14 protein-coding genes and 5 tRNA genes are annotated in these 14,909 nt (G+C 42.3%); 15 read left to right on the forward strand and 4 right to left on the reverse strand.

The window, feature by feature from the left end; translation table 11 throughout:
• Window positions 1-7: 7 nt before the first annotated feature.
• The 3 genes from murQ to NST56_RS01090 form a co-directional block, all read right to left on the reverse strand.
• Window positions 8-922, reverse strand: a complete 915-nt coding sequence (gene murQ / locus NST56_RS01080) for an N-acetylmuramic acid 6-phosphate etherase (RefSeq protein ID WP_339179357.1) — start codon at window positions 920-922, stop codon at window positions 8-10.
• A gap of 111 nt (window positions 923-1,033) precedes the next feature.
• On the reverse strand, window positions 1,034-1,516 hold the full coding sequence (locus tag NST56_RS01085; protein WP_010332811.1) for a GNAT family N-acetyltransferase: 483 nt from the start codon (window positions 1,514-1,516) through the stop codon (window positions 1,034-1,036).
• A gap of 11 nt (window positions 1,517-1,527) precedes the next feature.
• Window positions 1,528-1,983: a DUF523 domain-containing protein gene (locus NST56_RS01090; protein WP_339179360.1), complete on the reverse strand. Its 456-nt coding sequence runs from the start codon at window positions 1,981-1,983 to the stop codon at window positions 1,528-1,530.
• Window positions 1,984-2,164: 181 nt separating this feature from the next.
• Here NST56_RS01090 and NST56_RS01095 point away from each other — a divergent pair.
• From NST56_RS01095 to NST56_RS01150, 12 genes are all read left to right on the forward strand, one after another.
• A tRNA-Glu gene (locus NST56_RS01095) sits at window positions 2,165-2,239 on the forward strand.
• A gap of 3 nt (window positions 2,240-2,242) precedes the next feature.
• Window positions 2,243-2,318, forward strand: a tRNA-Val gene (locus tag NST56_RS01100).
• Window positions 2,319-2,322: 4 nt separating this feature from the next.
• Window positions 2,323-2,395, forward strand: a tRNA-Thr gene (locus NST56_RS01105).
• A 19-nt stretch (window positions 2,396-2,414) separates the two neighbouring features.
• A tRNA-Tyr gene (locus tag NST56_RS01110) sits at window positions 2,415-2,499 on the forward strand.
• Between the two features lie 4 nt (window positions 2,500-2,503).
• A tRNA-Gln gene (locus NST56_RS01115) sits at window positions 2,504-2,575 on the forward strand.
• Window positions 2,576-2,804: 229 nt separating this feature from the next.
• Window positions 2,805-3,368, forward strand: coding sequence for an RNA polymerase sigma factor SigW (gene sigW, locus NST56_RS01120; RefSeq protein WP_010332813.1), 564 nt, complete (start codon window positions 2,805-2,807; stop codon window positions 3,366-3,368).
• Between the two features lie 13 nt (window positions 3,369-3,381).
• Window positions 3,382-4,008 (forward strand): anti-sigma-W factor RsiW, encoded by a 627-nt coding sequence (gene rsiW / locus NST56_RS01125; RefSeq protein WP_010332814.1) that lies wholly within the window; start codon window positions 3,382-3,384, stop codon window positions 4,006-4,008.
• Window positions 4,009-4,168: 160 nt separating this feature from the next.
• Window positions 4,169-4,990, forward strand: coding sequence for a diadenylate cyclase CdaA (gene cdaA, locus NST56_RS01130; protein WP_010332815.1), 822 nt, complete (start codon window positions 4,169-4,171; stop codon window positions 4,988-4,990).
• Complete coding sequence (locus NST56_RS01135; RefSeq protein WP_339179363.1) at window positions 4,983-6,437, forward strand: YbbR-like domain-containing protein; 1,455 nt, start codon at window positions 4,983-4,985, stop codon at window positions 6,435-6,437. The genes cdaA and NST56_RS01135 overlap by 8 nt, the downstream gene beginning before the upstream one ends.
• A gap of 18 nt (window positions 6,438-6,455) precedes the next feature.
• Complete coding sequence (gene glmM / locus NST56_RS01140) at window positions 6,456-7,802, forward strand: phosphoglucosamine mutase (protein WP_268444118.1); 1,347 nt, start codon at window positions 6,456-6,458, stop codon at window positions 7,800-7,802.
• Window positions 7,803-8,231: 429 nt separating this feature from the next.
• Complete coding sequence (gene glmS, locus NST56_RS01145) at window positions 8,232-10,034, forward strand: glutamine--fructose-6-phosphate transaminase (isomerizing) (protein ID WP_010332818.1); 1,803 nt, start codon at window positions 8,232-8,234, stop codon at window positions 10,032-10,034.
• 46 nt (window positions 10,035-10,080) lie between these two features.
• The gene (locus tag NST56_RS01150) at window positions 10,081-10,344 is read left to right on the forward strand and encodes a transposase (protein ID WP_339179370.1); all 264 of its coding nucleotides are present in this window, start codon (window positions 10,081-10,083) and stop codon (window positions 10,342-10,344) included.
• Between the two features lie 4 nt (window positions 10,345-10,348).
• Here the strand turns inward: NST56_RS01150 and NST56_RS01155 are convergent, their stop codons facing one another.
• Entirely contained in the window at window positions 10,349-11,260 is a 912-nt protein-coding gene (locus tag NST56_RS01155) for a DNA-3-methyladenine glycosylase (protein WP_339179372.1), read from the reverse strand.
• A gap of 283 nt (window positions 11,261-11,543) precedes the next feature.
• Between NST56_RS01155 and NST56_RS01160 the strand changes: the two genes are divergently transcribed.
• The 3 genes from NST56_RS01160 (at window position 11,544) to NST56_RS01170 (ending at window position 14,908) form a co-directional block, all read left to right on the forward strand.
• Window positions 11,544-12,182 carry a bifunctional transcriptional activator/DNA repair enzyme AdaA gene (locus tag NST56_RS01160; protein ID WP_339179374.1) on the forward strand — a complete coding sequence of 213 codons (639 nt, stop codon included), beginning with the start codon at window positions 11,544-11,546 and terminating at the stop codon, window positions 12,180-12,182.
• Window positions 12,166-12,699, forward strand: a complete 534-nt coding sequence (gene adaB / locus NST56_RS01165) for a methylated-DNA--[protein]-cysteine S-methyltransferase (protein ID WP_339179377.1) — start codon at window positions 12,166-12,168, stop codon at window positions 12,697-12,699. Before NST56_RS01160 ends, adaB begins: the two co-directional genes overlap by 17 nt.
• 691 nt (window positions 12,700-13,390) lie before the next feature.
• Window positions 13,391-14,908, forward strand: coding sequence for an NADH dehydrogenase subunit 5 (locus NST56_RS01170; RefSeq protein ID WP_339179379.1), 1,518 nt, complete (start codon window positions 13,391-13,393; stop codon window positions 14,906-14,908).
• Window position 14,909: the final 1 nt, after the last annotated feature.

Consider the following 14,909-nt stretch of genomic DNA (forward strand, 5'->3'; position numbering starts at 1 on the left):
CTCCTTATCATGAATGGTAGTTTTCAATTGCTTTGTCTATAAAACCGTTCGCTTCATCAAGCAATGTCTTCGCTTTGTCTTGATCTGTGCTGGTTTTGAGCATAACGATTGCTGTTTTGACATGAAGATTCGCCTGTTCAAGTGTGTATTGCGCTTTCTCATAAGAAACGTCTGTGAGGCTTTGGATGATGCTGATGGCGCGTTCTTTTAATTTTTTGTTGCTGACATTGACATCCACCATCAAGTTTTCGTAGACCTTGCCGATTTTGACCATTACAGCGGTGGATATCATGTTTAGAATCATTTTATGAGCGGTTGCGGCTTTCATACGTGTCGAGCCTGTAATGACTTCTGGTCCGACCACGACCTCAATGCTGTGATCAGCGTGTTTGCTGATGGTGGAGTGTCTGTTACAGGTAAGGGAGATGGTGTTTGCTCCGATTTTGCGGGCGTATTTCAGCGCACCCGCTGCATAAGGCGTACGGCCGCTTGCTGCAATCGCAATCACTGTATCGGCTGAGGTGAGATGGATGGATCGTAAATCCCCGGCCCCTGCTTCTTCATGATCTTCAATCCCCTCAGCCGCCTGCAAAAATGCGTTGGGACCGCCGGCCATTAATCCGATTACCTGATCAGGACTGACGCTGTAGGTCGGAGGACATTCAACTGCGTCCATCACACCGAGTCGGCCGCTAGTGCCTGCACCTGCGTAAATGAGCCGTCCGCCATTTTGAAAGGATTCATACGCGCATTCGACCGCTGCTTCGATATCGGGGAGGACATGCTGAACAGCGGCAGCGACTTTGATATCTTCATTGTTAATCATTTTTAAGATATCGAGGGTATTCGCTTTGTGTATTTCCATTGTTTGGCTATTGCGTGATTCCGTTGTAAGGCTGTGAAGATTCATTTGTTCTGACATGAGGATGCCCCCTGTATAAAAAATAAATATATCTCAATATTCAGTATATTCATTTCTGTTATGATATTTCAACTATCATTTTTAATTTTTGAAACTTTATTTCAAAAGAGGTTATAAAAAATAATGAAGTATCAGCTGTTCGCCGAGCGGCCCGATTTTTCGGCGTCCTTTATCAAGAAATCCAGTTTTCATATAAAGCTGCTTTGCACGGGTGTTCAGGTGATTGACGGCTAAAATGATTTCATCGCACCATGGGAAATACCCGTTAACAAAGGAGGGTAGCTGAAGCATGGCTTTTTTCGCATAGCCTTGTCCGTGGTGAGCGGAGTTTAATGATAAGGAACTGAGCAATAAAGCAAATGGATTGTTGGAATAGGGAGCAATGATTTCTTTTGACGTATGTAGAATGAAAAAGCCTATTGGCAGATCACCTTTTAAGATGACAACAGGATAGCGCTCCTGTATGCTTAGGGCCTGAGTCAGCACCTCTTTAGGGAGAGCGGTAAAGCGTTTGTCATCATTATGTAAAGTAAATGCGTAAAGCTCAGGTAAATGCTCAGGCTTATAGAAGGATAAAGAGATATCTTGCGTCATGATGAGCCTCCTTACAATATATCGTCTAGCTGGTTTTCAGAAATTACACGGTATCCCGCTTGTTTTAATAGGGCGGCGGTTACTCCGTTTCCAGCGATTTTTTTGCCTGAAAATGAGCCATTATAGATGAAATTGCTACCGCATGATGGGCTGTTTTCTTTCAATATGACGGCAGAGGCGTTGATTGTTTTTGCATAGGCCAATGTTTGGGCAGCGCCCTTCATATATAAATCTGTTACATCTTCTCCTGAAGACGTTATGATTTTCGCGCATCCATTAAGAACATCCTCACCAGTGCCTCCGATGATTTCTGCTGGTTCCCGGGGAGTGGAGAAGCCGCCGAGAAGTTCAGGGCAAGCCATCACTGCTTGTTTTTCTTCAATCAGTTTTCGAATTTTCTCTGATGCGGCATGCGAACCGTTGTATCTGCATTCCATGCCCCCGAGGCAAGAGCTGACTAGTATCATATTGGTTTCTCCTCTCTTGATTCGATCTATATCTATCTTAAGATAAATGATAAATGTTGGGAGGCTTTTTCAGTTAAAAAAGGGGTTAAAAAGTTTGAAAATAAAAAATTTAAATTTCCTCTTTACAAAAGGGGGGGAACCTGTATATAATAACTTTTGTCAGCTCGACGAGAACACAAACGGCCCGTTGGTCAAGCGGTTAAGACACCGCCCTTTCACGGCGGTAACACGGGTTCGAATCCCGTACGGGTCACCATTTGGAGGATTAGCTCAGCTGGGAGAGCATCTGCCTTACAAGCAGAGGGTCGGCGGTTCGAGCCCGTCATCCTCCACCATCTTGCCGGTGTAGCTCAATTGGTAGAGCAACTGACTTGTAATCAGTAGGTTGGGGGTTCAAGTCCTCTTGCCGGCACTGTTTTTCCTAAAAATATGGAGGGGTAGCGAAGTGGCTAAACGCGGCGGACTGTAAATCCGCTCCCTCAGGGTTCGGCAGTTCGAATCTGCCCCCCTCCACCATTATTGGGCTATAGCCAAGCGGTAAGGCAACGGACTTTGACTCCGTCATGCGTTGGTTCGAATCCAGCTAGCCCAGTCACAGACACCTTTGACCAAAAGGTGTCTTTTTTCTTTTTGAAAAATCCTTCCAACTTCTAACTGTTCAGTCTGTGTAATAATTTTAAAAATATGTTAAGGTAGTTTATTCACGAATTGCCATCTACACCCTGCCAAAAATTTGTTAAACTTATTTTATAAAAAAATTGAAACCTTTAGAAACGAAGCTCGTATACATACAGACCGGTGAAGGCAGAGGTTAGATAAATATGGAAATGATGATTAAAAAGAGAATTAAGCAAGTCAAAAAAGGCGATCAAAATGCATTTGCGGACATCGTAGATATTTACAAGGATAAAATTTATCAGCTTTGCTACCGTATGCTTGGCAATGTGCATGAGGCGGAAGATATCGCACAAGAGGCTTTCATCAGAGCGTATGTCAATATCGACAGTTTTGATATCAACCGGAAATTTTCAACTTGGCTTTATCGAATTGCGACCAACTTGACCATTGACCGCATTCGCAAAAAGAAGCCGGATTATTACCTCGATGCAGAAGTGGCGGGTACAGAAGGCTTGACGATGTATTCCCAAATCGCCGCAGATGGAGTTTTGCCCGAAGATGCAGTCGTATCGCTGGAGCTTTCACACACGATTCAGCAGAAAATTTTAAAGCTTCCTGACAAATATAGAACTGTCATCGTGTTGAAGTATATTGATGAACTCTCATTAATTGAAATCGGCGAGATTCTGAACATTCCTGTGGGAACGGTAAAAACACGGATTCACAGAGGCAGAGAGGCTCTTAGAAAACAATTAAGGGATCTTTAAGTGGGGTGATGAAATGAGCTGTCCTGAACAAATTGTGCAGCTTATGCATATGCATCTTGATGGAGATATCCTTCCGAAAGATGAACAAGTATTAAAAGAACACCTGGAGGCATGCGAGGAATGCAGAAAGCATTTTTATGAGATGGAAAAATCCATCGCGCTCGTCCGGAGCACATCGCATGTCGAAGCCCCCGCCGATTTTACCGCTAACGTCATGGCGAAATTGCCTAAGGAGAAGAAAAGAGCTTCTGTGAAAAGATGGTTCAGATCCCATCCGGTTATCGCGGCTGCTGCGGTATTCATCATTTTGATGGGCGGAGGGTTGTTAAACAGCTGGCACAATGACCATAACTTCAGCGTGTCGAAGCAGCCGAATCTGGTCGTGCACAACAACACTGTGATCGTGCCTGAAGGTGAGACGATCAAAGGTGATGTTACCGTCAAAAACGGCAAGCTAATTATTAAAGGGAAAATAGATGGGGATGTAACCGTTGTAAACGGAGAAAAGTATATGGCCTCTGCTGGACAAGTCACCGGTCAAATAGAGGAGATTAATCAATTATTCGACTGGACATGGTATAAAATGAAGTCTGCGGGGAAAAGTGTATTCAATGCATTAGACCCGAACGGAGAAGAGTAAAGCGTGTAGTGCGCTTTACTCTTTTTTAGGTTCTCAAACGGCTGGCATATTTCACTTGCCAAAACGAAATGTGGTATAATGGGCTCGCTATGTAAAGTACATATGCGTAACACATGAAACTTCAAAATACGAAATGACTGAATTCTTGGAGGACGAGGAAATGGCTTTTGAGGATATCCCTTTTTTGCAGTACCTCGGCAATGCCGTTGATATTCTCCTTGTTTGGTATGTGATATATAAACTGATTATGGTGATACGCGGCACGAAGGCGGTTCAGCTCTTAAAAGGAATCGTTGTAATCGTGCTTGTCCGTATGGCCAGTCAATATTTGGGCCTCGGCACGCTTCAGTGGCTGATGGACCAAGCGATAACATGGGGATTTTTAGCAATTATTATTATCTTTCAGCCTGAGCTGAGAAGAGCGCTTGAACAGCTTGGACGGGGCCGTTTCTTCTCGAGGAGCGGCACGCCTGTTGAGGAAGCGCAGCAGAAAACAATTGAGGCTATAACGAAAGCCATCAATTATATGGCGAAACGCCGGATCGGCGCCCTTTTAACCATTGAGCGGGATACGGGTATGGGGGATTATATTGAAACGGGCATTCCTTTAAATGCAAAGGTCAGCTCTGAGCTCTTGATCAATATTTTTATCCCGAATACACCGCTTCATGACGGAGCGGTCATTATGAAAAATAATGAAATTGCCGCTGCGGCCTGTTATCTGCCGCTTTCTGAAAGCCCGTTCATTTCAAAAGAACTGGGAACGCGGCACAGGGCTGCTGTCGGAATCAGTGAAGTTACAGACAGTTTGACGATTATTGTGTCTGAAGAGACCGGCGGCGTCAGTGTGGCGAGGAATGGCGACCTTCACAGAGAGCTGACGGAAGAAGCGCTGAAAGAAATGCTTGAAGCAGAGTTTAAGAAGAACACCAGAGAGACTTCTTCTAACCGCTGGTATTGGAGGGGCAAGAAAAATGGATAAATTCTTAAACAACCGCTGGGCTGTGAAAGTCATTGCGCTGCTTTTCGCGCTCTTGCTTTATGTAGCGGTTAATAGCAACCAAGCACCAACTCCGAAAAAACCCGGTGAATCATTTTTTCCGACATCTACAACTGATGAAGCAACACTGACTGATATACCGGTTAAAGCGTATTACGATGATGAAAATTATGTCGTAACGGGCGTTCCGCAAACGGTGAATGTCACGATAAAAGGCTCGACAAGCGCCGTGAAGAAGGCGAGACAGACAAAGAATTTTGAAATATACGCGGATATGGAGAAGCTGAAAACCGGCACACATAAGGTCGAGCTTAAGGCCAAAAACGTGTCGGATGGGCTGACGATATCCATTAACCCATCCGTAACGACCGTCACCATTCAAGAACGCACGTCAGAAAGCTTTCCTGTTGAAGTGGAGTACTACAACAAAAGCAAGATGAAAAAAGGCTATTCTCCGGAGCAGCCGATTGTCAGTCCTAAAAATGTACAGATTACCGGTTCTAAAGCCGTGATTGATAATATTTCTCTTGTGAAAGCTTCGGTAAACCTGGAAAATGCAGATGAAACGATTGAAAAGGAAGCGAAAGTGACTGTCTATGATAAAGACGGGAACGCGCTTCCTGTCGATGTGGAGCCCTCGGTCATCAAAATTACCGTTCCGGTGACAAGTCCGAGTAAAAAAGTGCCCTTTAAAATCGAGCGGACAGGAAGCCTTCCTGACGGGGTCAGCATAGCGAATATCGAATCAAGCCCCAGTGAGGTGACGGTTTACGGCTCGCAGGATGTCTTGGATTCTCTTGAATTTATAGACGGCGTCAGCTTAGATTTAAGCAAAATCAAAAAGGATACCGATATCGAGGCTGATATTCCGCTTCCTGACGGCGTCAAAAAAATCTCGCCGTCAAAGGTGACGTTGCATATAGAAGTAGATAGCGAAGCGGATCACACATTTGAGAATGTCCCTATTAAGACTGTAGGGCTGAGCAGCTCACAGAATATAGAATTTCTGGATCCAAAGTCACAAACGATAGACGTGACGGCCAAAGGCTCTCCCGGCAACATAAAAAAACTGCAGAAATCAGACATAGAATTATATGTGAATGTATCTGATTTAGATGACGGAGAGCACAGTGTGAAGCTTGAAGTAAACGGGCCTCAAAATGTAACCTGGTCCTTGGGACAGAAAAACGCAAAAATCAAGCTTACGTCGAAAAAAACGAATACGACAACAAAAGATAACAGCAATACGACGTCAGGGAACCAGGATGACACTGATGACAAGACGAATGACAAAGAGAATAATCAGCGAGAAGATACAACGAACAGCGATAAAAACAGTGATGATCAAAAACAAGACGAAAACCAAGATCAAAATCAGGATCAGAATGAAGATGAATCAAATACAGGTTCACAATCTTCATCAGAATAAAAAAGGAGCGATTATAAAATGGGCAAGTATTTTGGAACAGATGGTGTAAGAGGTGTTGCCAACAGCGAGCTTACGCCTGAGCTGGCCTTTAAAGTCGGACGTTTCGGCGGGTATGTGCTGACAAAAGATAAACAACGTCCAAAAGTGCTGATAGGCCGCGATACACGCATCTCCGGCCATATGCTGGAGGGAGCCCTTGTCGCCGGACTTTTATCAATTGGCGCAGAAGTGATGCGTCTGGGAGTCATTTCTACCCCTGGTGTTTCCTATTTAACGAAAGCGATGGATGCAGAGGCTGGCGTCATGATTTCTGCTTCTCATAATCCAGTGCAGGATAACGGAATCAAGTTCTTTGGAGGAGACGGATTTAAGCTTTCTGATGAACAGGAGGCTGAAATTGAGCGTCTGATGGATGAACCGGAGGATAAGCTGCCAAGACCAGTTGGCGCCGATTTGGGACTTGTAAACGACTATTTTGAAGGCGGCCAAAAATACCTGCAATTCTTAAAACAGACTGCTGACGAAGATTTTACAGGCATTCATGTTGCGCTGGATTGCGCACACGGAGCGACGTCATCGCTGGCGACACACTTGTTTGCCGATTTAGACGCCGATGTGTCGACAATGGGAACTTCTCCGAACGGATTAAATATCAATGACGGAGTCGGATCGACCCATCCTGAAGCGCTCAGTGCGTTTGTAAAAGAGAAAAATGCTGATATCGGCCTTGCGTTCGACGGCGACGGCGACCGCCTGATCGCAGTCGACGAAAAAGGAAATATCGTTGACGGCGACCAAATCATGTACATATGCTCAAAATACCTGAAATCAGAGGGCCGCTTAAAGGACGATACGGTTGTTTCCACTGTCATGAGCAACCTCGGTTTCTATAAAGCGCTTGAAAAAGAAGGGATAAAAAGCGTTCAGACGGCTGTGGGTGACCGCTACGTGGTTGAGGCGATGAAAAAAGACGGCTACAATGTCGGCGGAGAACAGTCCGGCCACTTAATTTTCCTTGATTACAACACAACAGGGGACGGATTATTGTCTGCCATTATGCTGATGAATACTTTAAAAGCGACAGGCAAGCCGCTTTCAGAGCTTGCGGCTGAAATGCAGAAGTTCCCGCAGTTATTAGTCAATGTGAGAGTAACTGATAAATATAAAGTCGAAGAAAATGAAAGAGTAAAAGCTGTTATTTCTGAGGTTGAAAAAGAAATGAACGGCGACGGCCGGATTTTGGTGCGCCCATCTGGCACTGAACCGCTCGTTCGTGTCATGGCTGAAGCGAAGACGAAAGAACTGTGTGATGAATATGTTAATCGCATTGTTGAAGTCGTCCGGTCAGAAATGGGATTAGAGTAACGAAATCTTTAAACAGAGAGCGAACAAGACAAGTGCGACTCACATATGATAATTGTGAGACAGGCGGCAAAGTTGTTTAAAAAACAATTGACCATTCTTGGCACATGCTGTAAAATCAAGCTTGTCTTGTTCTTGTTTTCTCGAGGCAGGAAAGACGGGATTTTGTTTCACTTATAATTATAGCGCCCGAACTAAGCGCCCGAAAAAAGGCTTAGTTGACGAGGATGGAGGTTATCGATTTTTCGGCGGATGCCTCCCGGCTGAGTATACAGATCACAGCCGTAAGGATTTCTTCAAACCAAGGAGGCGACTCCTTGCACAAAGGGAAATCACATGATCTTCCATAAAACATGTAGGAGGGGACGATTGAAAGTCCCCTTGAAAAATGACTTTCTTCGTCTCCTTTTACAATCTTAGGAGGAAGAAATTATGTGTGGAATCGTAGGTTATATCGGTCAGCTTGATGCGAAGGAAATTTTGCTGAAAGGGTTAGAGAAGCTTGAGTACCGCGGCTATGACTCTGCGGGTATCGCAGTTGCCAACGAACAGGGGATCCATGTGTTTAAAGAAAAAGGACGCATTGCCGATCTTCGTGAGGTTGTGGATGCCAATGTTGGAGCCAAAGCAGGAATTGGCCATACTCGCTGGGCAACACACGGCGAACCAAGCTATCTAAACGCTCACCCGCATCAAAGCGCACTGGGCCGCTTTACACTTGTTCATAACGGCGTGATCGAAAACTATGTTCAGCTAAAACAGGACTTTTTACAAGATGTAGAGCTCAAAAGTGACACCGATACAGAGGTAGTCGTTCAAGTAATCGAGCAATTTGTCAACGGAGGACTTGATACAGAAGAAGCGTTCCGCAAAACACTTACACTGTTAAAAGGCTCTTATGCAATTGCTTTATTCGATAACGACAACAGAGAAACGATTTTTGTAGCGAAAAACAAAAGCCCTCTATTAGTTGGACTTGGAGATACATTCAACGTCGTGGCGTCTGATGCGATGGCAATGCTTCAAGTCACAAACGAATATGTAGAGCTGATGGATAAAGAAATGGTTATCGTCACTGATGATCAAGTTGTCATCAAAAACCTTGATGGCGACGTTATTTCACGTGCGTCTTATATCGCTGAGCTGGATGCCAGTGATATCGAAAAAGGCACGTACCCTCACTACATGTTGAAAGAAACGGATGAGCAGCCAGTTGTCATGCGCAAAATCATCCAAACGTATCAAGATGAAAACGGCAAACTGTCTGTACCTGGCGATATCGCTGAGGCTGTAGCGGAAGCGGACCGCATCTATATCATTGGCTGCGGAACGAGCTACCATGCAGGACTTGTTGGTAAACAATATATTGAAATGTGGGCAAACGTGCCGGTTGAAGTGCATGTAGCGAGTGAATTCTCTTACAACATGCCGCTTCTGTCTAAGAAACCGCTCTTTATTTTCCTTTCTCAAAGCGGAGAAACAGCTGACAGCCGCGCGGTTCTTGTTCAAGTCAAAGCACTCGGACACAAAGCGCTGACGATCACAAACGTACCGGGATCCACGCTTTCCCGTGAAGCTGACTACACATTGCTGCTTCATGCAGGCCCTGAAATCGCTGTTGCGTCAACAAAAGCATACACAGCACAAATCGCAGTTCTTGCGGTTCTTGCATCTGTAGCTGCTGACAAAAACGGCATCGATATCGGATTTGATCTTGTCAAAGAACTCGGTATCGCAGCAAACGCAATGGAAGCCCTTTGCGACCAGAAAGACGAAATGGAAATGATCGCTCGTGAATACCTGACTGTATCCAGAAACGCTTTCTTCATCGGACGCGGACTCGACTACTTCGTATGTGTCGAAGGCGCACTGAAGCTGAAAGAGATTTCTTACATCCAGGCAGAAGGCTTTGCCGGCGGAGAACTGAAGCACGGCACGATTGCCTTGATCGAACAAGGTACACCAGTATTCGCACTGGCAACACAAGAGCACGTAAATCTAAGCATCCGCGGAAACGTCAAAGAAGTTGCCGCTCGCGGAGCCAACACATGCATCATCTCACTGAAAGGCCTAGACGATGCGGATGACAGATTCGTACTGCCGGAAGTAAACCCAGCGCTTGCTCCGTTGGTATCTGTTGTTCCATTGCAGCTGATCGCTTACTATGCTGCACTGCATCGCGGCTGTGATGTTGATAAGCCGCGTAACCTTGCGAAGAGTGTTACTGTGGAATAATAAATGTTTAACCCCTTTGGATATGATTGTCTAAAGGGGTGTTTTTATGTCCAAAAGAAAAGTGGAAAAATGGATTAAAGAAGGTCGTGGTACAGGAACAGGAATAGACTATCGGCCATGGCTCAAGATTCAATATGTTTCCTCATTAGCTCGGTCAGCAAGGTTAAAAGAGATTACGAATTTATTCACAATTAATAAAGGGCAAGGAATTCATGAAGTCGCACGTACAATTAAAATGAAAGAGGAGTTATTGAATGAGAATTTAAAGTTCATTCTCTTATTATTGAGTATATTCCGGTTTAAGGTGTAATTATTCAGTAAAGGACACGCCACAAATAAAAGGTAGCGTATGATTCCCATTTTTTCCATGGTAACGATATTTCTAAGATTTCATCTTTCGTAGGTTTTCGGTTCATATTACGTAATAATTTAATCGAATTCATAAGTCCCACATCATCGATTGGAAAAGCTGTCGGGAACCTAAGACAGCGCATTAGAACATAATTGGCTGTCCAAGGGCCGATTCCTCGTATTTTAGTTAAGTTTTTTTCAGCATCTTTAACGTTCATTTTCATGAATTTTTCCCTCGATAATTCTCTGCTTTCCATTAATCTGGCAATTCCAATGATATATTCACTTTTTTTTACCGTCATTTTAATATCTGCTAAGTCGGTAGGTGTTAACCGTGCAATTCGTTCGTACGGTGGGAACACCCAATACTTTTTACCATTCCATTCGATAGAATCGCCAAATCCTTCTACAAATTGCTTCTTTAAGGAGTACGCGAAGGCTAAGTTAATTTGTTGCCCTAAAACGCCCCAACATAAAGCCTCAAATAAATCGGGAATGCCGATAACGCGTAATCCATAAAATTTTCGGGCAGGCATTTTAAGTAATGGATCTGCTTTTGCCATTTCATAAAATGGTGTTAAATCGTTATCTAGATCAAACCATTCATGAATATATTTTACAATCTCTTCCCGTTTCCACTTTTCAATAGGTCTAGAATCGTTTAGGAATTGAACAACCATTTGTTTATTATTGATTACGCTTACCTGTACTAAGGAGCGAATTTCCCCTATGGCAATAACCTTTGTAATGATATCGTTCTCTATTTCATACATGCATTCATTTTTTTCCCTATTTAGATAGCCTAGGTTAACATTCATGTCGAAATCTTCAGGTAATGTAATGACAATAACGTCTTTGACTTCATGCCATATCACTTTTTCATTCTCCTTATCTTAAATAATTATAAGAAAACTCAAACTGATTGAAATTTTACTTTATCACATAATAAGCTTTACTCATTTTGTTATCTTGCTATTACATTCTAACCACCTTATTTTTTTCTATTTATGAGGTTATAGTGTAGTTATCAAGAATGCTAAACGGGAGTAGATAAAAATGGCCCAAGATAAAAAAAACACGTGTCGAATATTTAAATTGGGATTAAATTTAAAATGAATTAGATGAGTAGGGAGTATATTGTAAGGAGAGGTGAGATAAATGCCGGATAGTATCAATAACGGACATAAAGAGAGCCATGACCATAGAATTTCGAATGATGTAGAAATAATAACAGATGAACAGTGGCAAGCAATTATAAATAATGATGCAGCGTACAATAATCAATTTTTATATGCTGTAAAGTCGACAGGGATATTCTGTAAACCATCCTGTAAATCTCGCGTTCCGAAAAAAGAGAATGTGTGCATCTTTCCAAACGCAGAACAAGCTCTCCGCGCAAATTTTCGCCCTTGTAAACGTTGCAGGCCCACTAATGAAAATCTGCCTGATAGCGAGTGGATTGATTTCATTACTGAATACATTGATAAAAATTTCACAGAAAAATTAACTCTAGAATCGTTAGCAAATATTTGTCATGGGAGTCCGTATCATATGCATCGAACATTTAAAAAGATTAAAGGCATAACGCTGGTTGAGTATATACAACAAGTTAGAGTACACGCGGCCAAAAAGTATTTGATTCAAACAAATAAAGCGATTGGGGATATCGCCATATGTGTGGGTATGGCCAACGCGTCTTATTTTATTACCTTATTTAAAAAGAAAACTGGAAAGACACCAGCACAATTTCGTCAAATGAGTAAAGTGGAGGAAGCATACAATGGAAACAAAGAGTAAACCAACCCTTTATTGGTCTTTACTAATGTTTAAGAATTGGAATTTGTATATTGCTTCAACGTCAAAGGGGCTTGTGTTTGTAGGTTCACAGAACAAACCATTCGAGGAATTGTTCGAATGGGCTAAGAAACGCTTTCCAGGAAGTCCTCTTGTTGAAGATGATGAAAAGCTTGATCCCTATGTCGTTGAAATTACTCAGTATCTAGAAGGAAACCGGAAAAACTTTACTGTTCCAATTGAGTACGTGGGTACGACATTTCAGCTAGCAGTCTGGAATGCACTTTGTGAGATCCCTTATGGACAAACGAGATCCTATTCCGACATTGCAAATCATATAAATAAACCCGCAGCTGTTCGAGCTGTAGGCGCCGCTATTGGGGCTAATCCGGCATTAATTACTGTACCGTGCCATCGTGTAATAGGAAAGAATGGCTCATTAACTGGCTATCGGGGTGGATTTGAAATGAAGACACTGCTCCTCGATCTGGAAAAGCAAGCTTCATCTAGCAATGAGTAATAAAATGAGTTTTAATGTAAGAACAGTTACTATGCTTTTTAAAACCAGGAGTTATGTAAATGTCTTAGTTCATTTAAACCAGCGATGCAGAAGCTACCATCATTTCATGGGTTAATAGAATGGTAGATATGATGAGCCTTGGTTAAATGTTCAGGATGTATCTTCAGAGGGAAGGAAGGGTTTGATACGTCATTCTCTGTATTCCAACAGCTTGACAACTTTTAAAATTTAGCATATCTTATATGTAACTTAATAATCGGCGCAGATGTTGATTTTCGTTTGTTAAAATAATTAGGACTTTAGCATCCTTTTAATATTTATTTTTAATCTTGACTGGATGAAAAAGTATCTAATAAACAAAGAAGAGAAACATAAATCGTTTGATTTTATAATTAAAGGACGAAATAAAGGTTTTAACGATGACTTCTTTAGAGGAAGTTAAAACATAGCATAAAGTAAAATGACCCATAATAAGGTAGCTCTTCAAAAAACTTCGCAGAAGTTAGTTGAAGTGAAGCCGACAATTTTCAAGATTCAATGATCTAGCATAATCATTGAAATTTTGAAGTTGTCGGCTTTTTTGTTGGGAAAAAATGGAGATAGATAAAAATTGTATTAAATAATAGAAAAAAATGATCTGATTTAAAGGTCTTTTGAACAATAACGAGATCTAAAAAAGGGAGAAGTTAGAATGTTAGTTTCGCTGAGCTTATCATCATTATTAACATTATTTTTTATTACGCTTATTGCTTCTGGGATAAGTGGACTATTGTTTTTACATCCACGCGTACCCTTGAGTTATGTCCGCATTCATATTGGTATCTTGGCTTTTCCGCCTTTGGTTTCCTTAGTGAATCTTGCCAAAAAGAGTGTGGAAGGAAATGTTGGCCCTTGGCACTTCGATTCCTTAGCTTGGTTAATGACTTTCTTTGTTTTGACAATTGGTTTAATCATTCAGCGTTTTTCTGTACGTTACTTAATGGGAGACCGATCTTATCGAAAATATTTTACGCTTTTTACTTTCACTACAGGTGCTGCTTCAATTGCATGGTTAAGTGGTGATCTCCGCTTGATGGTTATTTCTTGGGGAGCAACTCTTGTCGGTTTAACCCTGCTTATTAGGTTAAACAGTGCTTGGCAAGTCGCTAGTGAAGCAGCCAAGGTTTCTGGTCGCTTATTTTTGGTAAGTTGGTTTTCTTTGTGTTTCGCGATGGTTTGGCTTTTTCAAGTTACAGGTCAATGGCAGTTATCATTGGTTTTAACAAATGAAAGCTTATCTCAATTTGGGGCATGGGAGAGAACAGGGATTAATCTATTGATTGTATTAGCAGTGATGATTCCTGCGGCTCAATGGCCATTCCAAAGATGGTTAATTGAGTCTATTGTTGCTCCAACTCCTGTTTCTGCGATTATGCATGCAGGTTTAGTAAATGCAGGCGGGATCATACTGGCTCGATTTTCTCCTTTATTTAATGGAGGTATAGCTTCGATTATTTTACTTATGCTTGCTAGCATCTCAGTATTGATTGGAACTGGCATTAGTTTAGTCCAGGTTGATTATAAACGCCAGTTAGTAGGCTCCACGATTGCACAAATGGGGTTCATGCTCATTCAGTGCGCATTAGGAGCCTATATCGCAGCCATTATTCATCTTATTTTACATGGCTTATTCAAAGCTACGTTGTTTTTACAGGCTGGTTCGGCAGTACGAAGTCATGAAGTATCAGCTCGCGCTAATAAAGGAACATCCTATTTATGGATCATGGCTGGTCGGGTTTTATCCTTAGGTATAGGCGTTGCTTTTTGGCTCGCTGCTCCTGGAGAGGGGTATCAATTCATTAGTGCGCTGATTTTAGGGTGGTCATTGTCCGTTTCTTGGACTCAGCTTGTAGCTTTTGGAGAGGGAAGATTGGGTCGAATTGCCGGCTTAACATGTTTAGGCGGAGCAGCCTTTGTTTATTTTATCATTCATAACCTCTTCTATAAGTGGCTGCATACAAGCGTTTTTCAAAGTATTCAACCTCCAATGTCAGCTGTCATCATTGTCGTATGTCTCTTACTATTTGGCAGTACTTTAGGTACTTGGGTTGCTCGTCATCGTTCTTCCGTTTTCTCCGCGGTAATCTATCTTTGGTTAGTGCGATTAGGTGAAGCAAAACCAAAGTCAGTAGAGAGTCACCCAGACTACCTTAAACAATATTTATCATAAG

It is taken from the genome of Bacillus sp. FSL R5-0560, from assembly GCF_037966305.1.
GTDB classification, from domain to species: Bacteria; Bacillota; Bacilli; order Bacillales; family Bacillaceae; genus Bacillus; species Bacillus mojavensis.

Bases quoted from the DNA above. Each gene is read 5' to 3' on its own strand.
- murQ (WP_339179357.1), bottom strand. From the start codon at position 922: ATGTCAGAACAAATGAATCTTCACAGCCTTACAACGGAATCACGCAAT.
- NST56_RS01085 (WP_010332811.1), bottom strand. From the start codon at position 1,516: ATGACGCAAGATATCTCTTTATCCTTCTATAAGCCTGAGCATTTACCT.
- NST56_RS01090 (WP_339179360.1), bottom strand. From the start codon at position 1,983: ATGATACTAGTCAGCTCTTGCCTCGGGGGCATGGAATGCAGATACAAC.
- sigW (WP_010332813.1), top strand. From the start codon at position 2,805: ATGGAAATGATGATTAAAAAGAGAATTAAGCAAGTCAAAAAAGGCGAT.
- rsiW (WP_010332814.1), top strand. From the start codon at position 3,382: ATGAGCTGTCCTGAACAAATTGTGCAGCTTATGCATATGCATCTTGAT.
- cdaA (WP_010332815.1), top strand. From the start codon at position 4,169: ATGGCTTTTGAGGATATCCCTTTTTTGCAGTACCTCGGCAATGCCGTT.
- NST56_RS01135 (WP_339179363.1), top strand. From the start codon at position 4,983: ATGGATAAATTCTTAAACAACCGCTGGGCTGTGAAAGTCATTGCGCTG.
- glmM (WP_268444118.1), top strand. From the start codon at position 6,456: ATGGGCAAGTATTTTGGAACAGATGGTGTAAGAGGTGTTGCCAACAGC.
- glmS (WP_010332818.1), top strand. From the start codon at position 8,232: ATGTGTGGAATCGTAGGTTATATCGGTCAGCTTGATGCGAAGGAAATT.
- NST56_RS01150 (WP_339179370.1), top strand. From the start codon at position 10,081: ATGTCCAAAAGAAAAGTGGAAAAATGGATTAAAGAAGGTCGTGGTACA.
- NST56_RS01160 (WP_339179374.1), top strand. From the start codon at position 11,544: ATGCCGGATAGTATCAATAACGGACATAAAGAGAGCCATGACCATAGA.
- adaB (WP_339179377.1), top strand. From the start codon at position 12,166: ATGGAAACAAAGAGTAAACCAACCCTTTATTGGTCTTTACTAATGTTT.
- NST56_RS01170 (WP_339179379.1), top strand. From the start codon at position 13,391: ATGTTAGTTTCGCTGAGCTTATCATCATTATTAACATTATTTTTTATT.